Raw genomic sequence first — 14,503 nt, 5'->3', positions numbered from 1 at the left:
GTCACGGTCGATCAGTTGCAGGCTGCAACAGAACCGGCGGCAACGCCCTGGCAGGCCTCTTCCTTGGAGATCCAGCCAGCGTCGATGACGGTGGCGAGGTTGTCCTTGGTGATCGGCAGCGGAGCGATGAAGTAGGAGTTCATTTCGACGCCCTTCGGGCCGCCGGCGAACTTCACGGTGCCTTCAACTTCGTCCATCGACTTGCCGGCAGCAAGTTCGTTGGCGATTTCAGCAGCCTTCTTGCCGAGTTCGCGGCTGTCCTTCCAGACAGACACGGTCTGGGTGCCGAGTGCGACGCGGTTCAGAGCGGCCTTGTCGCCGTCCTGACCGGAGACCGGTACGGCGCCAGCGAGACCCTGGGCTTCCAGAGCCGCAACCACACCGCCGGCCATGCCGTCGTTGGACGAAACAACGGCGTCAACCGCGTTGTTGTTGGCGGTCAGGAACTGCTCCATGTTCTTCTGAGCAGCTTCCGGCTTCCAGCCGTCCGTGTAGGCTTCGCCGACATTCTTGATCTTGCCGGAGTCGATGGCTTCCTTCAGGACTTCGATCTGGCCCGAATAGAGGAAGTCGGAGTTCGGGTCGGTCGAGGCGCCCTTGATGAAGACGTAATTGCCTTCCGGCTTCGCCTTGAACACTTCGCGAGCCTGCATGCGGCCCACTTCCTTGTTGTCGAAGGTGATGTAGTAGGCGTCCGGGTTCTCGATCAGGCGGTCGTAACCGACGACCGGGATACCTTCAGCGGTGGCCTTTTCGATGGCCGGGCCGATGGCTTCCGAATCCTGGGCGAGAACGATCAGAGCGTTTGCGCCCTGTGCGATCAGGCTTTCGACATCGGTCAGCTGCTTGGCGGCGGACGTCTGGGCGTCGGCAGAGATGTACTTGTTGCCGGCGGCTTCAAGCGCTGCCTTGATCGCGGCTTCATCCGTCTTCCAACGCTCTTCCTGGAAGTTCGACCAGGAGACGCCTACGGTCAGGCCTTCTGCATTGGCAACGGAATGCAGGCTCACGATGACGGCAGTCGCTGCCATCAGCTTCAATACGGATTTCATTTTAAACCTCCCAAGGTGAAAGCGGACCGTCGGAAGACCTCCCAACCTACGACCCGCTGCGAAACTGCCCTTACCCCATGGACCCCCGTCCAATGGTTTTTCTCGACAGTCGAGAAAATAACTGGCAGAAGATTCCCACGCTGTCAACATGGCCTGGCGGAGGCTTGCAAAGACAGTGACCAAATGCTTGGGAGGAGCATGCGGTGGATCAGACAAGAGCGCGCGGCAAGCCCATCATGACAGCCAGTCCGAGGGCGAGCACGGAAGCCGTGCGCCACCAGAACAACGGGCTTGTGCTGAAGGTGCTCCGACGCGAGGGGCCGCTTGCGCATACCGATCTTTCGGCCGCGACGGGGCTTTCGTCGGCAACGGTTTCCGCCATTACCACCCATCTCGAAAAGAACGGATTGCTGGAACGGCGCGAGGTCGCCAATGCCGGACAGCGCGGTCGACCGCGCGCGCTTTTCGCCCGGCGACGGGACGCCGCCCATGTGATCGCCGTGCGCATTTCCTCGCATGCCGTTCAATATTCACTCGCCGATTATCGCGGCACGATGATCGACCGAATCGAGGAGGCCCGTGAACAGGGACTGGAATCGCCGGGGCGTTTTCTCGAGGGGTTTCGCGCCGCGATCGCCCGGCTGATCCAGCGCTCGCGCCTGCCCTCTTCGGCCATCTCGACGATCTCCATTTCCAGCAAGGGACTGGTCGACCGCGAGGGTGCAAAGCTGCTCTGGTCGCCCGTCTTCGGCTATGAAGAGCTCGACTTCGAAACGGCACTCACCGAGTTCGGCGGCAGCCGTATCCAGCTTTTCAACGAGAGCCTGCTCGTGACCCATGCGCTGGCACTGCGCCTGGAGAAGACCCGCGGGACGCCTCTCGCTTCGCTCGCCACACTGTCGCTCGGCCACTCGATCGGGCTCGGCATCGCCTATCGCGACCAGCATGGCGATCTCGAGATCCGGGCCCCGAATTTCGGCCATATGCTGCATGCCAGTGACGGCAAGCTCTGTCGCTGCGGCGCGATCGGCTGCATCGAGGCCTCGGCCGGCTTTTACGGCATCCTGCGCATGGCCTTCGAAGTGCCACCGGACACGATCCCGGCGAAATTCGTGCCGCTTCTGGAGATGGAAAAAATCGCCAGTCGCGCCCGTCAGGGGCATCGCGCCTCCGAATATGCCTTCCGCCAGGCGGGTCTGGCGCTCGGCCAGGGACTTGCGCGGATGCTGAGCCTCGCGGAGGAGACCATGCCGATCGCGATCACCGGACCCGGCACACGCTTCATGGATCTTCTGACCCGCGGTCTCGACGAGGGGCTGGCGCAATCGCAGCATGTGCGGGTGCGGGGCGCGCCGGAGATCCTGATCATCACCGAGGAGGAGACACTGGTCTTCGAGGGGCATGTCGACCGGGCGCTGACTGAGATCGATCAGGATCTGGGCGAGTGACGCAGCCCGTCGGTCGGTGATTGACGTCTTGCGTGCGGAGGGGCCGGGCTGGCAGTCGCGAATCAGTGCGGCGCTGAAGAACCCTCTGGGGGCCTCAACCCGGAACCCGACAGGCTATGGTTGGCTTTCCCGGCGTTTGCCGGTGCCTGATCTTCCATTTTTGGATCGACGCTAGGCAAAAGCTCAGGCATAGCAGCATCCAGTTCAATATTCGGCGTGCCGGTGGCCATCCACTGTGCCAGCGCCATCCGATCTGCGGCAGAGCCTGAGGCTGGCAAGGCTGAGATCGGCATTGTCCGGAGAAAGACCCCGATGATCAAGATCATGGTATTGCTGCATGCGGCCCAAGGCCGGGACTGGCAGACACCGCCGAAGGGCACGAGCCTGAAGACCCTGGGCGAGGCTGAGGAACAGGGGCTGATCGAGATCCGTGGCGAATTCCAGAAACGCCAGTTCCGGTTGACACAACGCGGCTTCGATATGGTCGAGCATGACCGGGGCCGCCTGGCGGCCCGGCGGAGCTGAGACCAACCGGCAAGTCAGGGCGACTTGATCACCTTCGGCCGGCGCCCTACCCTCCTGCAAGGAGGAGCATCCATGACAGTGACCGCATCAAACGACGCCGGCGTGAGCAAGGCCCGCCCCAAGGCCTATGTCTTCGACGCCTATGGCACGCTGTTCGACGTGCATGCCGCCGTGCGCCGGCATGCGGCGGCGATCGGGCCGGATGCGGCAGCCTTTTCCGATCTCTGGCGGGTGAAGCAGCTCGAATATACCTGGGTAACAAGTCTGATCGGGCAGTACCGGGATTTCTCCGCACTCACACAAGACGCGCTCGATTTCTGTTTCGCCCGGTATCCGGCGGTGGATCGTCGTCTCAGGGACGATCTCCTCGATGCCTACAGGCGGCTCGACTGCTTTCCTGAAGTGCCCGGTGTCCTGACCACGCTTCGTGAGCGAGGGGCGAAGATCGCGATCCTCTCCAACGGCACGCCCCGCATGCTCGACGAGGCCGTGGCCGCAGCCGGCATTGGCGGCCTGATCGACAACATTTTCTCGGTGGATGCGCTGAAGATCTACAAGACAGCGCCGGCGGCCTATGCGCTGGTCACCTCCACCTACCGGATCGCCGCACCCGACATCGCCTTCCAGTCCTCCAACCGCTGGGACATTGCCGGCGCCAAGGCCTTCGGCTTTGCCTGCCACTGGATCAACCGGTCCGGCGCGCCGGACGAGTACGTGGATCACCCGCCGGACCTGGTGTTTTCCTCACTGGCAGGCCTGGTGGAGGACGCGGACTGAGATCCGATGGCAGCGCCATCTGCCGATCATTGCGAATGGCGCCCCGACCATGGCGCAATGCGGATCTCGCCGTTATAGAGGCTGCCACGAACAGGCGCCGATGCGCCGTAGAGCACGAGAGAAAGACGCAAGAGCATGACGCAGACCTGGAGCAAACCCGTGATCCTGCACGGGATCGGCGAAGAGGGCGAGGATGTGGTCGTCGACTGCTCGCTCGGCGCGTCCTGGGCGCTGATCGAGGATTGGCCGGAGGAAGAGAGCGAGGCGCTGGACAAGGCGCTGCTGGTACTCGGCGCCGTGGCCCAGGGCAAGGCGAAGGAAGAAGACGGCCGCAAGGCGCTGATTTCGGCAGCACTGGCAGCCGGGGTGAAGATCACCGCCTGACCTCCCGCTGACCGTCTCGGGATCTTATCTGCCTTATGGCGTGGCTATAGCTGCCGCCGTTGCGTCAGGCGGCAGAAGTGTCGCTTCATCGACAGGTTGTTCCGATGGTGCCGGCTCTTCAACTACCTCTGTCGTCGGATCTGTTACTGGATCCGTCACGGGATCGACGGGCGGTTCGACCGGCTCTGCAGCCGCGAGTTCCTCCCTGATCTCATCGATCTTGCCAATCGCCGGTCCGACACCGAGCAGATCCTTGGCCCAGTCGAGCGTGCTATCATCAATGGACGTGCCGGGCTTTGCTGCAGCCTCAAGCGCCGCGCGCAATGCGTCGTCTCCCAATGTCTGATCCGTGGGAAGCGTGTCGATGCCGCTTGCAAGCTCGTAGGTCGCATAAGCGACCGCGTAGTCGCGGATCGCCGCCATGCGCGGGTCTGCGGAGTTCAGGTAGGCGCGGTAATTGCGGTTGAGCGAATTCAGGCCGGCGAGGTCGGCGTTGGCGGGTCGGACTTCAGGCTTCACCTTGGGTACAGACGCGAGCGTGGTGACGGGCTCGGTCGGCTGAACTACGGTCGATTTGCGGCTTGGAGCCTTAGCTCGCTTTTCGGATAGCTGCGTCTTGCCAGGCTTCTGTGCCTTTCCAGTAATGGCAGCGAAAGTCTCCGTCAGAAAATTGCCCTTCACGCCCTTGTCTTTGGAAGCCGCACTGGCGCGGCCGCGGTCTGCAGACTTGGCTTCTCGACCATTGGAGCCACGGTCCTTGCCGGCGCCGCTGTCGCCGCTCTTGCCACCACCGTTCCCGCCGCCGTTGCCACCACCATTTCCGCCACCGCCCTTATCCTTGGCAAAGGCCGTTGTCGCGCCCCCGATACTATCGGAGAAAGGCACAAGGGGTGCCGTCGACAGTGCAAGGGTGAGAGTTGCCAGGGCGGCAAGATTGGAGATCTGCATGGTTTTCCTCCGGACTCGGCGGGCAAGCATTGTAGAGCAGGACGTCATTTTGGAGCATCGCAGGCACGCCTGATGATCCCGTCAACACATCCATTAGAATTTTAGCGGATTCTATCCGGCAGATACGCAGGCCAGGATTGTATTATCCCGCAACCTGCAATGTAGCCGCCGCGAGCACGATGTAACGCCCGGCCTTGGCGAGCGTAACGAGCGCGAGGAATATCAGGAAGGGCGTGCGCAATATGCCGGCAACGACCGTCAGCGGATCGCCGATGATCGGCACCCAGGACAAAAGCAGCGACCAGATGCCGAAGCGGCGATACCAGGTCTCGGCTTGGGCGAGCCTTGGCCGGGACACCGGAAACCAAGGGCGGTCGCGGAAATGCTCGATGAAGCGGCCGAGCAGCCAGTTGACCACGGAGCCCAGGACATTGCCTGCCGTCGCGACAAGCAGCAAAGGAAGCACCGGCCGGTCGTCGGCAAGGATCAGACCGACGAGCACGGCTTCCGACTGGGCCGGGACGATGGTCGCGGCCAGGAAGGCCGCGAGAAAAAGCGCGAGATAGGTGGCAAGAGCGGTGATCACCGGCGAGCACTATCCCGGCGCGACCTGTCTGGCAATCATCCCTTGACCATGTCGGCCAGACGGGCATGCCCGGCCACTCTCATTGCGGATTGCCAGATCAAAAAAAGGCCGCCATGCATCCGTTTCGATGCATGGCGGCCGGACGGCCCCTGGGGCCGGCATCGGTAGAGGAGATGTCAGACGACGCGGCGTGCGGCATCCTCGATGCCGCCGGAAGACGGCGTGTCGACTTCATCGGCATCCTTCACCGTCGTGCCTTCCACGCGTGCGCCCGGCTTGAGGCCGGTCGGCCCCTGTTCGCGAACGGCATGCGGGGTCGGCGTGGTGATGGCGCCATGATCAGGATCGTTCACGTCCTGTCCAGACACGCCGCCGGCGCCGGTCGTGTCTTCCTCCGGGGCCTCGCGGCGCCCGCGTTCGCTGGTCGCGTCGGCGATCAGCTGGTCCAGCTCATCCTTGGTCATGGTGCTCAGATCGAAGTTCTGCATGTCGGTCTCCCTGTCGCCTGGTGGCCTTTCGAATTGTCGGCAGTATTCTTGCATTCAACGCGCGAGCGGCCGAAAGGTGCCGGGCATGCGGACCGGAACCTGCAACCGAATGCCGTGCCGGACGTTCCAGTTTTGAAGAGGAAGAGGCGCAATGGACTTTGTCACCATCATGCATGTGATCACCCGCGCGATCGAAGCCGTCGGCGTGGCGGTCATCGTGATCGGGATCGCGATCGCTGGAATTGCCTATCTGAAGGCGCCCGGCACGCTCGATGCCTATAGCAACTTGCGGGCCGGCATGGGGCGGGCCATCCTGCTCGGCCTCGAGCTGATGGTGGCCGGCGACATCATCAACACGGTTGCGGTGGAGCCGAGCCTCGATTCGGTGCTTGTGCTGGCGGTGATCGTGGTGATCCGCACCTTCCTCAGCCTCTCCCTGGAGGTGGAAATTTCGGGGCGCTGGCCGTGGCAGGGTGTGCCCAGTCCACAATCACTGCATCGGGCAAACGAGAGGGCGGACAAGAAAGACGATGCGGACTGATGCGCGCGGCGCGTGCCTTCGCTCCGCCAGGATTTCACCCCTTCACGATGCTGAGCGTGCCGTCACTTTCGAGTATCACGGCCGCAACGCCACTGAGTTCCGCGCTGCCATTGGCGCGCACGGCGCTCATGACCTCATCCTCGGTCACGCGCTGGCTGATCATGGCGGCGTCACAGAAACTGCCACTCCTTGCAAGAAGCGTTGGCTCGGAACGGACGGCCCTTGCGAGCCGGCCGGAGCGCACCGAGGCAAAGGTGACGAGATATTGCAGCAGGATCAGCAGTCCGAGGGCGGCGGCACCTTCCGCAAGCGCAATCGATTCCTGCAAGAGGATCGCAGAGAGCGTTGATCCGAGCGCGACGGTGACGACAAGGTCAAAGGCATTGAGCTTGGACAGGGTGCGCTTGCCGGAAATGCGCAGGAAGAAAACCAGCGTCACATAGGCAAGCGTTCCGACGAGAAGTGTGCGAATGATGCCAGGCCAACCCTGGAACAGCATGCTCTGCCAGTCCATCCCATTATCCTTTCAGCTCCGTTTCGGCCCGACCGGTTGCGCGCTCAGCGCTGCGGGTTGTCGGCATTGGCGAGCGGAGACGGTCGGCCATCCAGGCCGTCGTCACCCTGACGCTCCCCAGCGTCTTCCATGTCCTGTTCGACAAGAAAGGCATCCGGCGCACCGAGGCGGCCTGCCTCGCGAAGGGCGTCGTGGCGTGCCGCGTCCGGGCCGGCGCCGAGCCTGTCGTCCAGCCGTTCTCTTCCACCGCCGTTGCCGCCGGGCTCGCCGGCAGTAGTCTCGTGCATCCGGTCGGCATTACCGCCGGGTTCGCGGGCTTCGCGATGGTCCGAAGCCTCTGCCGGATTGCCGAGCTTGCGCTGGCCGTTCTCGCGGTGGTTGGTCGTTTCGTCCGTCATCAAGCGTCTCCTTGCCATTGCCATTCACCTTTTCAACGGTGCGGCGCATGGATCGTTCCCCCGGTTGCATCACGGAACCTCGCATGCTCTAAAAGCGACACAGGAATTGAAGTCTTTTCGCAGGAGAGGTGTCTGGCGTGACGATCTGGGGGCCCGACATGGTCTTGCGCTGGTTTCGGACCATCCAGCTCGGCAGTGTCGTTCTGCCGGCCGTCGGCTGCCTGATCTGGGGCGGCATCGCCTTTCAGGAACAGAAGGCCATCGCGATCGACCATGCGGTCGACACTGTTGCTTTGGTCCGGCAATATTCCCAGAGGCTGATCGGGACGGAGATCGTCAAACATGGCGCGGCGCGCAGCCGGGTTTCGGGCGAGCCGGCGGATTTCATCCGATCACAGGCCTTTCACAGTTTCCTTGCCGGCATCGATGCTCGCCAGCAGGACAATTTCGGCCTCGTGGTGATCAGCGACGAGGGACAGGTGGTCGCCTCCAGCCGCATGTTCCCCGTCGATTCTGGCGTCGTCGTCACGCTTGACTACGTGCAGGCGATCCGGAATGGCAGCCGGCTCTTCATCGACCGCATCCGGCTGGAGCCGGGCGGCGAAGACGCCATGATCGTGGCCAGTCCCTTCATCACCAATGATTTTCGCGGCATGATCGTCTCATCGGTGGCCACCGAGACCAGCCGCAGCTTCCTGCGTTCGGTGGCGGCCCATGTCGATGAGGCGGCCTCGCTGATCCGCGACGACGGCAAGCTCATGGTGCGTCAGGTTCCCGGCGAGCCGATCCTTCTTCCGCCCGACACGCCTGCCCGGCAGAACATGGCCGTCGCACCTGAAGGGGTCTACGAGGCTCTCGCCGTATCGGACGGGATCCGCCGGATCTATGCCTACAGCCGGTTGGAGCACATGCCGCTTACCGCCAATTTCGGCGTTCCCACGCGATCCATCTTTACTGCCACGGTGTGGAGCGCCATGCCCGTCTGGCTGCTGATGGTCGCCATGGGGGCGTTCACACTCGCCGCCACGTCTCTCGCGCGGCGCAGCATGCTGGCGCAACGGGCGACCGACCGGCAGGCTCTGAAACTGACGGAGGCGGAGAACCTGGCGCAGCAGCGGGCCGAACTGGTGCGCGAGATGAACCACCGGGTGAAGAACAATCTCGCCCTGGTGACGAGCCTCATCAATATTCAGGCACGGCGCGGCAGCATCGATGCGCAGGACCTGCAGTTGCGGGTACGGGCGCTCGCGGAGGTGCATGATTTGCTCTACCGCTCGAACCATGGCGAGACGATCGATCTGGGCGACCTGTTGCGCCGGGCGCTCGACCCGGCGACGCTTGTGCCGGAGGATCGGGCAATCACGCTGCAGACCGTGCTGCCGGATGGCATCGTGGTGTCTGCCGACCGGGCATCGCCGCTGACGCTTGCCGCGCTCGAACTGGTGACAAATGCTGTGAAACACGCCTTTGCCGGCCGGGAGACAGGCATTATTCGCCTCGTGCTCGAAGAGACAGGCGATGGTGCGGCGCGCCTGACTGTCGAAGATGACGGGATCGGCATGGAAGCGGAGACGACGCGCCGTTCCGGCACCGGACTGGTCGATGCGTTCGTTCGCCAGATAGACGGCGAGATGACCCGCGAGACGAGTGACGGGACACGCTACGAAATCCGCTTCAGCCTTTGAGGGAGGCCGGGTCGGGGGTGCCCCGACCTCCCTCGCCTCTCCTCAGAGCGTCATCTTCTCCTTCGGATGCGGGCTGTCCTCGTAGGCGCCCCAGACCGACTGGTCGAAATTGATCGTGGCGCCGGTCATCAGGCCGCTCTCCTGCGACGACAGATAGGCACAGGCACGGGCAACTTCGGCCGGGTCGACCAGCCGTCCGAAAGGCTGGCGGGCGGCGGCCTTTTCCAGCCAGTCCGAGGACGCGCCGTGAAATTCGCGCTGGATGCGGTCTTCGCCGTCGCTCGCCATCCAGCCGATGTTGAGCGCGTTGCAGCGGATGCGGTTCTTCAGCAGGCCGAAGGCGACATTGCGGGTCAGCGTGTCGAGCGCGCCCTTGGAGGCGCAATAGGCGGCGATGAAGGGCTGGCCGGCCATTGCAGACATGGAGGAGATGTTGACGATCGTGCCCTCGATGCCATCACGCAGCATCAGCTTGACCGCATCCTGGATGAGGAAGAAGGGCGCGCGGGTGTTGATGGCGAACATGCGATCGAACAGCGCCTCATCGGTGTCGAGAATGGTGCCGCGATCGGTGATGGCGGCGACATTGACCAGCGCATCGATGCGGCCGAAGGTTTCGTCGGCGGCGGCAATGACCCGGCGGCAATCCGCGACATTGCCCAGATCGGCGGCGACGAAATGCACCGGGATGCCATAGCGGTCGGTGATGTCACGCGCCTTTGCCTCGCCCTTGTCGCGGCTGCGGCCGCAGATGACGAGGCCACTCGCGCCGCGCTCTGCGAAGAGGCGGGCGACTTCCGCGCCGAGCCCCTGCGTGCCGCCGGTGACGACGGCGATCTTGTTGTCCAGTCTTCCCATTGTCTTCCTCATGCCCTGCGCTTGGCAGCCTCTGTCTCGACGAGCGCTGCGAAGGCATCCGGTTCCATGCCCGCCTGCAGCGCTTCCGTCATCATGGTGTTCTGCGTCTTCGGGGCAAGCCCGCCCACCGGGGGATCACTGTCGAGATTGGTCGGAAAGGCATATCCCTCTGCCGTCGCCGCAATGGCATTGGTGATCTCGTCCGGGTTGAGCGAACCTGATTTTCGGGCTGACAGAAGCGCCGGATAGACGGCCCTGCACATGGCGTCGCGATCGACAGTCTCCATGGCGCGACCGAAGGCGGAGGAGACCTGCAAGAGGTTCGCCATGCGCCAGATATCGGTGGAGACATTGTTGCCGGCGCCATGCATGAGCGCCGGATTGAAGAAGACCGCGTCGCCCTTGGACAGCGGCAGCTGGACATGCCGTTCAGCAAAGACGGCCTGGAATTCCGGCCGGCCGAAGGCGAGGTAGCCTTCAAAGAAGCTCTGCGAATAGGGCAGAAAGAGCGTCGGGCCGCTTTCGACCGGCATGTCGCAATGGGCGACCGCACCCTGCAGGGTGAGCACCGGCGAAATGGCGTGGATGTGGCCCGGATAGGCCTGCATCTGCTCCGGCGACATGAAGCCGAGATGGTAGTCGCGATGCGGCACCTGCGCCTTGCCGCCGGGATTGACCCGGTTCATCTGCGCCGTCATCTGGTAGCCGCGACCGAGCCAGGCTTCCGATGCCATGGCGATCGCATCCGATGCATAGTAACGGGCGAAATTGTCGGGGTCGGCGAGCGCGTGTTTCTGCAGCGCGTTCCAGATGCGGTCATTGGCGCCGGGCTTGGCGAAATGGTCTGCGGCGGCCTTGCCCGCTTCCTTCTCCGCCTGGACGATCTCGTTGAAGACCTCGGTGGCGCGATCGATCACAGAATGATCGGCAATGGCCGCCCTGATGACGATCACCCCGGGTCCGGTCGAGAAGGCTTCGACCCATTCCGCCATCAACTCGCGGCGGCTGTCGGGATTGCGGGCCAGCCTGTTCACCGTGTCCCAGTCGTAGATCAGGACATTCTTTTCCACCCCCATGGCGAAAGGCCAATCTGCCGGATTGGTTTCCTGCGCGACGAGCGCGCGAAACGGCTCGATGTCTCCGGCCTGGGTGTCGAGCCAGACCTTCTGGCGTCTGCGGCTGCTCAAAATCCTGACATCCATGACTTCCTCCCGAAATCCTTTTCCCGACTTGACCATAGACAAGACGCGCGCGAGACATGAGCTGGTAAAGACCTCAAAAACACCTCAAGGTTCTGACCATGCGCCCACCCTTCCCGCTCAAGGAGATCGCCCTGCAGTCCGGTCTCAGCCTCGCCACCGTCGATCGGGCGCTGCATGGGCGCTCGCATGTGGCCAAGGCGACGGGGCTTCGCATCGAGGCGGCGATTGCCGAGCTCGAGCGGCAATATGCGCAGGCGCGCATCGCCGGGCGGCGGCTCGTCATCGACGTTGTCATGGAAACGCCGCAGCGCTTTTCCAATGCCGTGCGTGCCGCCTTCGAGGCGGAACTGCCGGCCCTGCGGCCAGCCTCGCTGTCGGCCCGCTTCCATGTGGCCGATACGTTCGCGGAGCGCGACCTTCTGGCGATCCTGGCGCGCATCCGCCGACGCGGCAGTCATGGCGTGGTGCTGAAAGTGCCCTCGACGCCGGCGGTCGCCGACATGGCGGGCGGGCTGATGCAAAGCGGCATTCCCGTCGTGACGCTGGTGACCGACCTGCCGGCGCCGGTGCGCCTGGGCTATGTCGGCATGGACAACCGGGTGGCCGGGGCAACGGTCGCCTATCTGCTGGCGCGCATGGCGGGGCCAGCCGGGGGCAAGGTGCTGCTGACGCTGTCGAGTGCCCGGTTTGCAGGAGAAGAGGAGCGGGAGCGCGGCTTTTGCGATGCACTGCAGCGGGATGCACCGCATCTGGGAGCCGTCACCGTTTCGGAAGGCTTCGGCGTCGATCGCACGACCGAGCAACAGGTGAAGGCGGCGCTCGCAGCCGAGCCCGAGATCCGCGCCGTCTATTCGATCGGCGGCGGCAACCGGGCGATCCTCAGAGCGTTTGCGCAGGAGAATCGCAAGATCGACGTCTTTGCCGCCCACGATCTCGATGCCGAAAACCGCACCCTGCTGGCAGGCGGACAACTGACCTTCGTCATCCACCACGACCTGCGCCAGGATGCCCGCAGCGCCTGCCAGATGGTGATGGCACATCACCGCATGCTGCCGAAGGATTTCCGCATCGCCCCGTCACGGGTGGCTATCGCCACGCCGCATGAGGTGATGTGAAAGGGCGATCCCTTTCGCCCCCCTCAGGCCGCCCGGCCCACTGCGTTCTGCATCTGACCGGGTTTCAGTGCCGAGGTCTGGAAACGGGAGACGAGGCCGTAGAGGTCTCTTGCGCCGTCGGCGAGGGAGTTGGCGGCAGCGCTCGCCTCTTCCACGGTCGCCGCACTCTGTTGCGTCACCTTGTCGAGCATGCTGATCGAGCCGTTGATTTCGCCGATACCCTGAGCCTGATCGCGAGCCGCGACCGAGATCGCATCGACGTTGCCGTCGATTTCCTGAACCTGATCGACGATCGACACGAGCGCATGGCCCGTCTTGTCGACGAGGGCGACGCCATGGCGGACAGCATCCGCGGACTTGGCGATGAGACCCTTGATATCCTTGGCGGCGCTGGCCGAGCGCTGGGCGAGTTCACGCACCTCCTGGGCAACAACGGCAAAACCCTTGCCCGCCTCTCCCGCCCTTGCCGCCTCGACGCCTGCATTGAGCGCCAGCAGATTTGTCTGGAAAGCGATCTCGTCGATGACGCCGATGATATTTTCAATCTCGCGCGATGAGCCGGCGATTTCGCCCATGGCCGTGGTCGCCTGTGTGACGATCGTGCCGGAGGCCTCGGCATTGGCGCGGGTCTCGCCGACAAGGCGGGTGGTATCGAGTGTGCGGGTCGTCGTGTCCTTGACCGTGCGGTTGATCTCTTCGAGAGCGGCTGCCGTCTCTTCGACCGTCGCTGCCTGACGTTCGCCGTTGGAAGCGATGCTGTTGGAGACCTCACTGATGACGGCGGCATTTTCAGACAGGGTCTGGGCCGCCCGCACGATGCCGGTCATGGTCTGATCAAGCGCTTCGGCGGCTGTGTTGACGTCATGGCGCGTGTTCTCCAGCACCGGATCAAGCGATTCGGTGAGGCGGACGGTGAGATCGCCATCGGCAAGGCGCTTGATGGCCTGGCCGATGATCTTGACGGCGCGCATGCGCGGGCTGATGTCGGTGGCCACCTTGATCACCTTGTAGACCTTGCCGCGCGAATTGAAGACCGGCGTATAGGCAGCCTGGATCCACACCTCGCGGCCACCCTTGCCGTAACGGACGAAATTGGAGGCGATGAATTCGCCGGCGCGCAGGCGCTCCCAGAAACGAGCGTAATCTGGAGTGTCGACATAGGCGGGATCGCAGAACATGCGGTGGTGCTTGCCGATGATCTCGGCCTGGTCATAGCCCATGGCCTTCAGGAAGTTGTCGTTTGCCTGCACGACGGCACCGTCGACCTCGAACTCGATGATGGCCTGCGACTGGTCGATTGCCCGCAGGCGATTGCCGTCATGCAAGGCGGCGATCTTGCTCGCGGTGATGTCGGAGGCGATCTTCAGGATTCGCACCACGCGGCCCCCATGAAAGACCGGATTGTAGGTCGCCTCGATCCAGACATCGTCGCCGGCCTTGCTCTGGCGGCGGAACTGGCCGCTCTGGAAACGACCCGCAGCGAGATCTGGCCAGAACCGCTGATAATCTGGCGACTGGCGGAGTTCTTCGTCGCAAAAGATGCGGTGGTGCTTTCCGACGATCTCCTCAAGGCGGTAGCCGAGGGTCTTCAGGAAGTTCTCGTTTGCCTCGAGGATCGTGCCGTCCGGCGCGAACGAGATCATCGCCTGCGCTTTGGAAAGGGCTCTCATGTCATCGGCAAGCTTGTTCGCGTTCAGGTAGTTCGACAGCATGTTGGCCCCTCGCCTTGAATACATGCATCAATCAAACCCGCTTCATGTTAACGACTGCTAAATGACAGCATGGTCTCGCCGCAAATAACAAACGCAATGCGCGAATTTTTTTCGCTGAAAACAATATTTGATTGAATTCACGATGGCTCACAGGCCCTGCGATACAGCGCCACCCCAATTCTGGGATGGTACAGACCGGTGACTGGCAGTGCAGATGCCCATGCCATGCAAGCCCATTCTCATGTTCCAGGAATGGAACAATAAATCCGA

17 protein-coding genes are annotated in these 14,503 nt (G+C 63.2%); 7 read left to right on the top strand and 10 right to left on the bottom strand.

Going from position 1 to position 14,503, the window contains the following annotated elements; all coding sequences use genetic code 11:
* Window positions 1–11 precede the first annotated feature (11 nt).
* On the bottom strand, window positions 12–1,052 hold the full coding sequence (gene xylF / locus QTL56_RS00760) for a D-xylose ABC transporter substrate-binding protein (protein WP_229576670.1): 1,041 nt from the start codon (window positions 1,050–1,052) through the stop codon (window positions 12–14).
* Between the two features lie 236 nt (window positions 1,053–1,288).
* Here xylF and QTL56_RS00755 point away from each other — a divergent pair, with 236 nt between their 5' ends.
* Window positions 1,289–2,500: an ROK family transcriptional regulator gene (locus QTL56_RS00755; protein WP_245137791.1), complete on the top strand. Its 1,212-nt coding sequence runs from the start codon at window positions 1,289–1,291 to the stop codon at window positions 2,498–2,500.
* A gap of 62 nt (window positions 2,501–2,562) precedes the next feature.
* On the opposite strand, the gene QTL56_RS00750 is transcribed toward QTL56_RS00755, so the two are convergent.
* Window positions 2,563–2,826 carry a hypothetical protein gene (locus QTL56_RS00750; RefSeq protein WP_245137704.1) on the bottom strand — a complete coding sequence of 88 codons (264 nt, stop codon included), beginning with the start codon at window positions 2,824–2,826 and terminating at the stop codon, window positions 2,563–2,565.
* Between QTL56_RS00750 and QTL56_RS00745 the strand changes: the two genes are divergently transcribed.
* From QTL56_RS00745 to QTL56_RS00735, 3 genes are all read left to right on the top strand, one after another.
* On the top strand, window positions 2,813–3,025 hold the full coding sequence (locus QTL56_RS00745; protein ID WP_229576671.1) for a hypothetical protein: 213 nt from the start codon (window positions 2,813–2,815) through the stop codon (window positions 3,023–3,025). The genes QTL56_RS00750 and QTL56_RS00745 overlap by 14 nt on opposite strands.
* 72 nt (window positions 3,026–3,097) lie before the next feature.
* On the top strand, window positions 3,098–3,802 hold the full coding sequence (locus QTL56_RS00740; RefSeq protein ID WP_245137706.1) for a haloacid dehalogenase type II: 705 nt from the start codon (window positions 3,098–3,100) through the stop codon (window positions 3,800–3,802).
* A 135-nt stretch (window positions 3,803–3,937) separates the two neighbouring features.
* Entirely contained in the window at window positions 3,938–4,186 is a 249-nt protein-coding gene (locus tag QTL56_RS00735) for a DUF982 domain-containing protein (protein ID WP_229576673.1), read from the top strand.
* Window positions 4,187–4,219: 33 nt separating this feature from the next.
* Here QTL56_RS00735 and QTL56_RS00730 read toward each other — a convergent pair whose 3' ends face one another.
* The 3 genes from QTL56_RS00730 to QTL56_RS00720 form a co-directional block, all read right to left on the bottom strand.
* On the bottom strand, window positions 4,220–5,134 hold the full coding sequence (locus tag QTL56_RS00730; protein WP_245137708.1) for a hypothetical protein: 915 nt from the start codon (window positions 5,132–5,134) through the stop codon (window positions 4,220–4,222).
* 142 nt (window positions 5,135–5,276) lie between these two features.
* Window positions 5,277–5,717, bottom strand: a complete 441-nt coding sequence (locus QTL56_RS00725; RefSeq protein ID WP_245137792.1) for a YqaA family protein — start codon at window positions 5,715–5,717, stop codon at window positions 5,277–5,279.
* A gap of 179 nt (window positions 5,718–5,896) precedes the next feature.
* On the bottom strand, window positions 5,897–6,208 hold the full coding sequence (locus tag QTL56_RS00720) for a hypothetical protein (protein ID WP_245137709.1): 312 nt from the start codon (window positions 6,206–6,208) through the stop codon (window positions 5,897–5,899).
* 151 nt (window positions 6,209–6,359) lie between these two features.
* Here QTL56_RS00720 and QTL56_RS00715 point away from each other — a divergent pair, with 151 nt between their 5' ends.
* Entirely contained in the window at window positions 6,360–6,749 is a 390-nt protein-coding gene (locus tag QTL56_RS00715) for a DUF1622 domain-containing protein (protein ID WP_245137710.1), read from the top strand.
* A 34-nt stretch (window positions 6,750–6,783) separates the two neighbouring features.
* Here the strand turns inward: QTL56_RS00715 and QTL56_RS00710 are convergent, their stop codons facing one another.
* A complete protein-coding gene (locus QTL56_RS00710) occupies window positions 6,784–7,263 on the bottom strand; it encodes a DUF421 domain-containing protein (protein WP_229576677.1) in 480 nt (159 codons plus the stop codon).
* A gap of 44 nt (window positions 7,264–7,307) precedes the next feature.
* Window positions 7,308–7,661: a hypothetical protein gene (locus tag QTL56_RS00705; RefSeq protein WP_245137711.1), complete on the bottom strand. Its 354-nt coding sequence runs from the start codon at window positions 7,659–7,661 to the stop codon at window positions 7,308–7,310.
* A 137-nt stretch (window positions 7,662–7,798) separates the two neighbouring features.
* Here QTL56_RS00705 and QTL56_RS00700 point away from each other — a divergent pair, with 137 nt between their 5' ends.
* Window positions 7,799–9,346 carry a sensor histidine kinase gene (locus QTL56_RS00700; RefSeq protein WP_245137712.1) on the top strand — a complete coding sequence of 516 codons (1,548 nt, stop codon included), beginning with the start codon at window positions 7,799–7,801 and terminating at the stop codon, window positions 9,344–9,346.
* Between the two features lie 42 nt (window positions 9,347–9,388).
* Here the strand turns inward: QTL56_RS00700 and QTL56_RS00695 are convergent, their stop codons facing one another.
* Window positions 9,389–10,204, bottom strand: a complete 816-nt coding sequence (locus QTL56_RS00695; RefSeq protein WP_245137713.1) for an SDR family oxidoreductase — start codon at window positions 10,202–10,204, stop codon at window positions 9,389–9,391.
* An 8-nt stretch (window positions 10,205–10,212) separates the two neighbouring features.
* Window positions 10,213–11,406 carry a phytanoyl-CoA dioxygenase family protein gene (locus QTL56_RS00690; RefSeq protein ID WP_245137715.1) on the bottom strand — a complete coding sequence of 398 codons (1,194 nt, stop codon included), beginning with the start codon at window positions 11,404–11,406 and terminating at the stop codon, window positions 10,213–10,215.
* Window positions 11,407–11,504: 98 nt separating this feature from the next.
* Between QTL56_RS00690 and QTL56_RS00685 the strand changes: the two genes are divergently transcribed.
* Entirely contained in the window at window positions 11,505–12,521 is a 1,017-nt protein-coding gene (locus tag QTL56_RS00685; protein WP_245137717.1) for a LacI family DNA-binding transcriptional regulator, read from the top strand.
* A 23-nt stretch (window positions 12,522–12,544) separates the two neighbouring features.
* On the opposite strand, the gene QTL56_RS00680 is transcribed toward QTL56_RS00685, so the two are convergent.
* On the bottom strand, window positions 12,545–14,233 hold the full coding sequence (locus tag QTL56_RS00680; protein WP_245137719.1) for a methyl-accepting chemotaxis protein: 1,689 nt from the start codon (window positions 14,231–14,233) through the stop codon (window positions 12,545–12,547).
* Window positions 14,234–14,503 lie beyond the last annotated feature (270 nt).

Source organism: Peteryoungia algae (assembly GCF_030369675.1).
In the GTDB taxonomy this organism is placed as follows: Bacteria; Pseudomonadota; Alphaproteobacteria; order Rhizobiales; family Rhizobiaceae; genus Allorhizobium; species Allorhizobium algae.
This window is presented reverse-complemented; position numbering and strand designations above follow the sequence as displayed.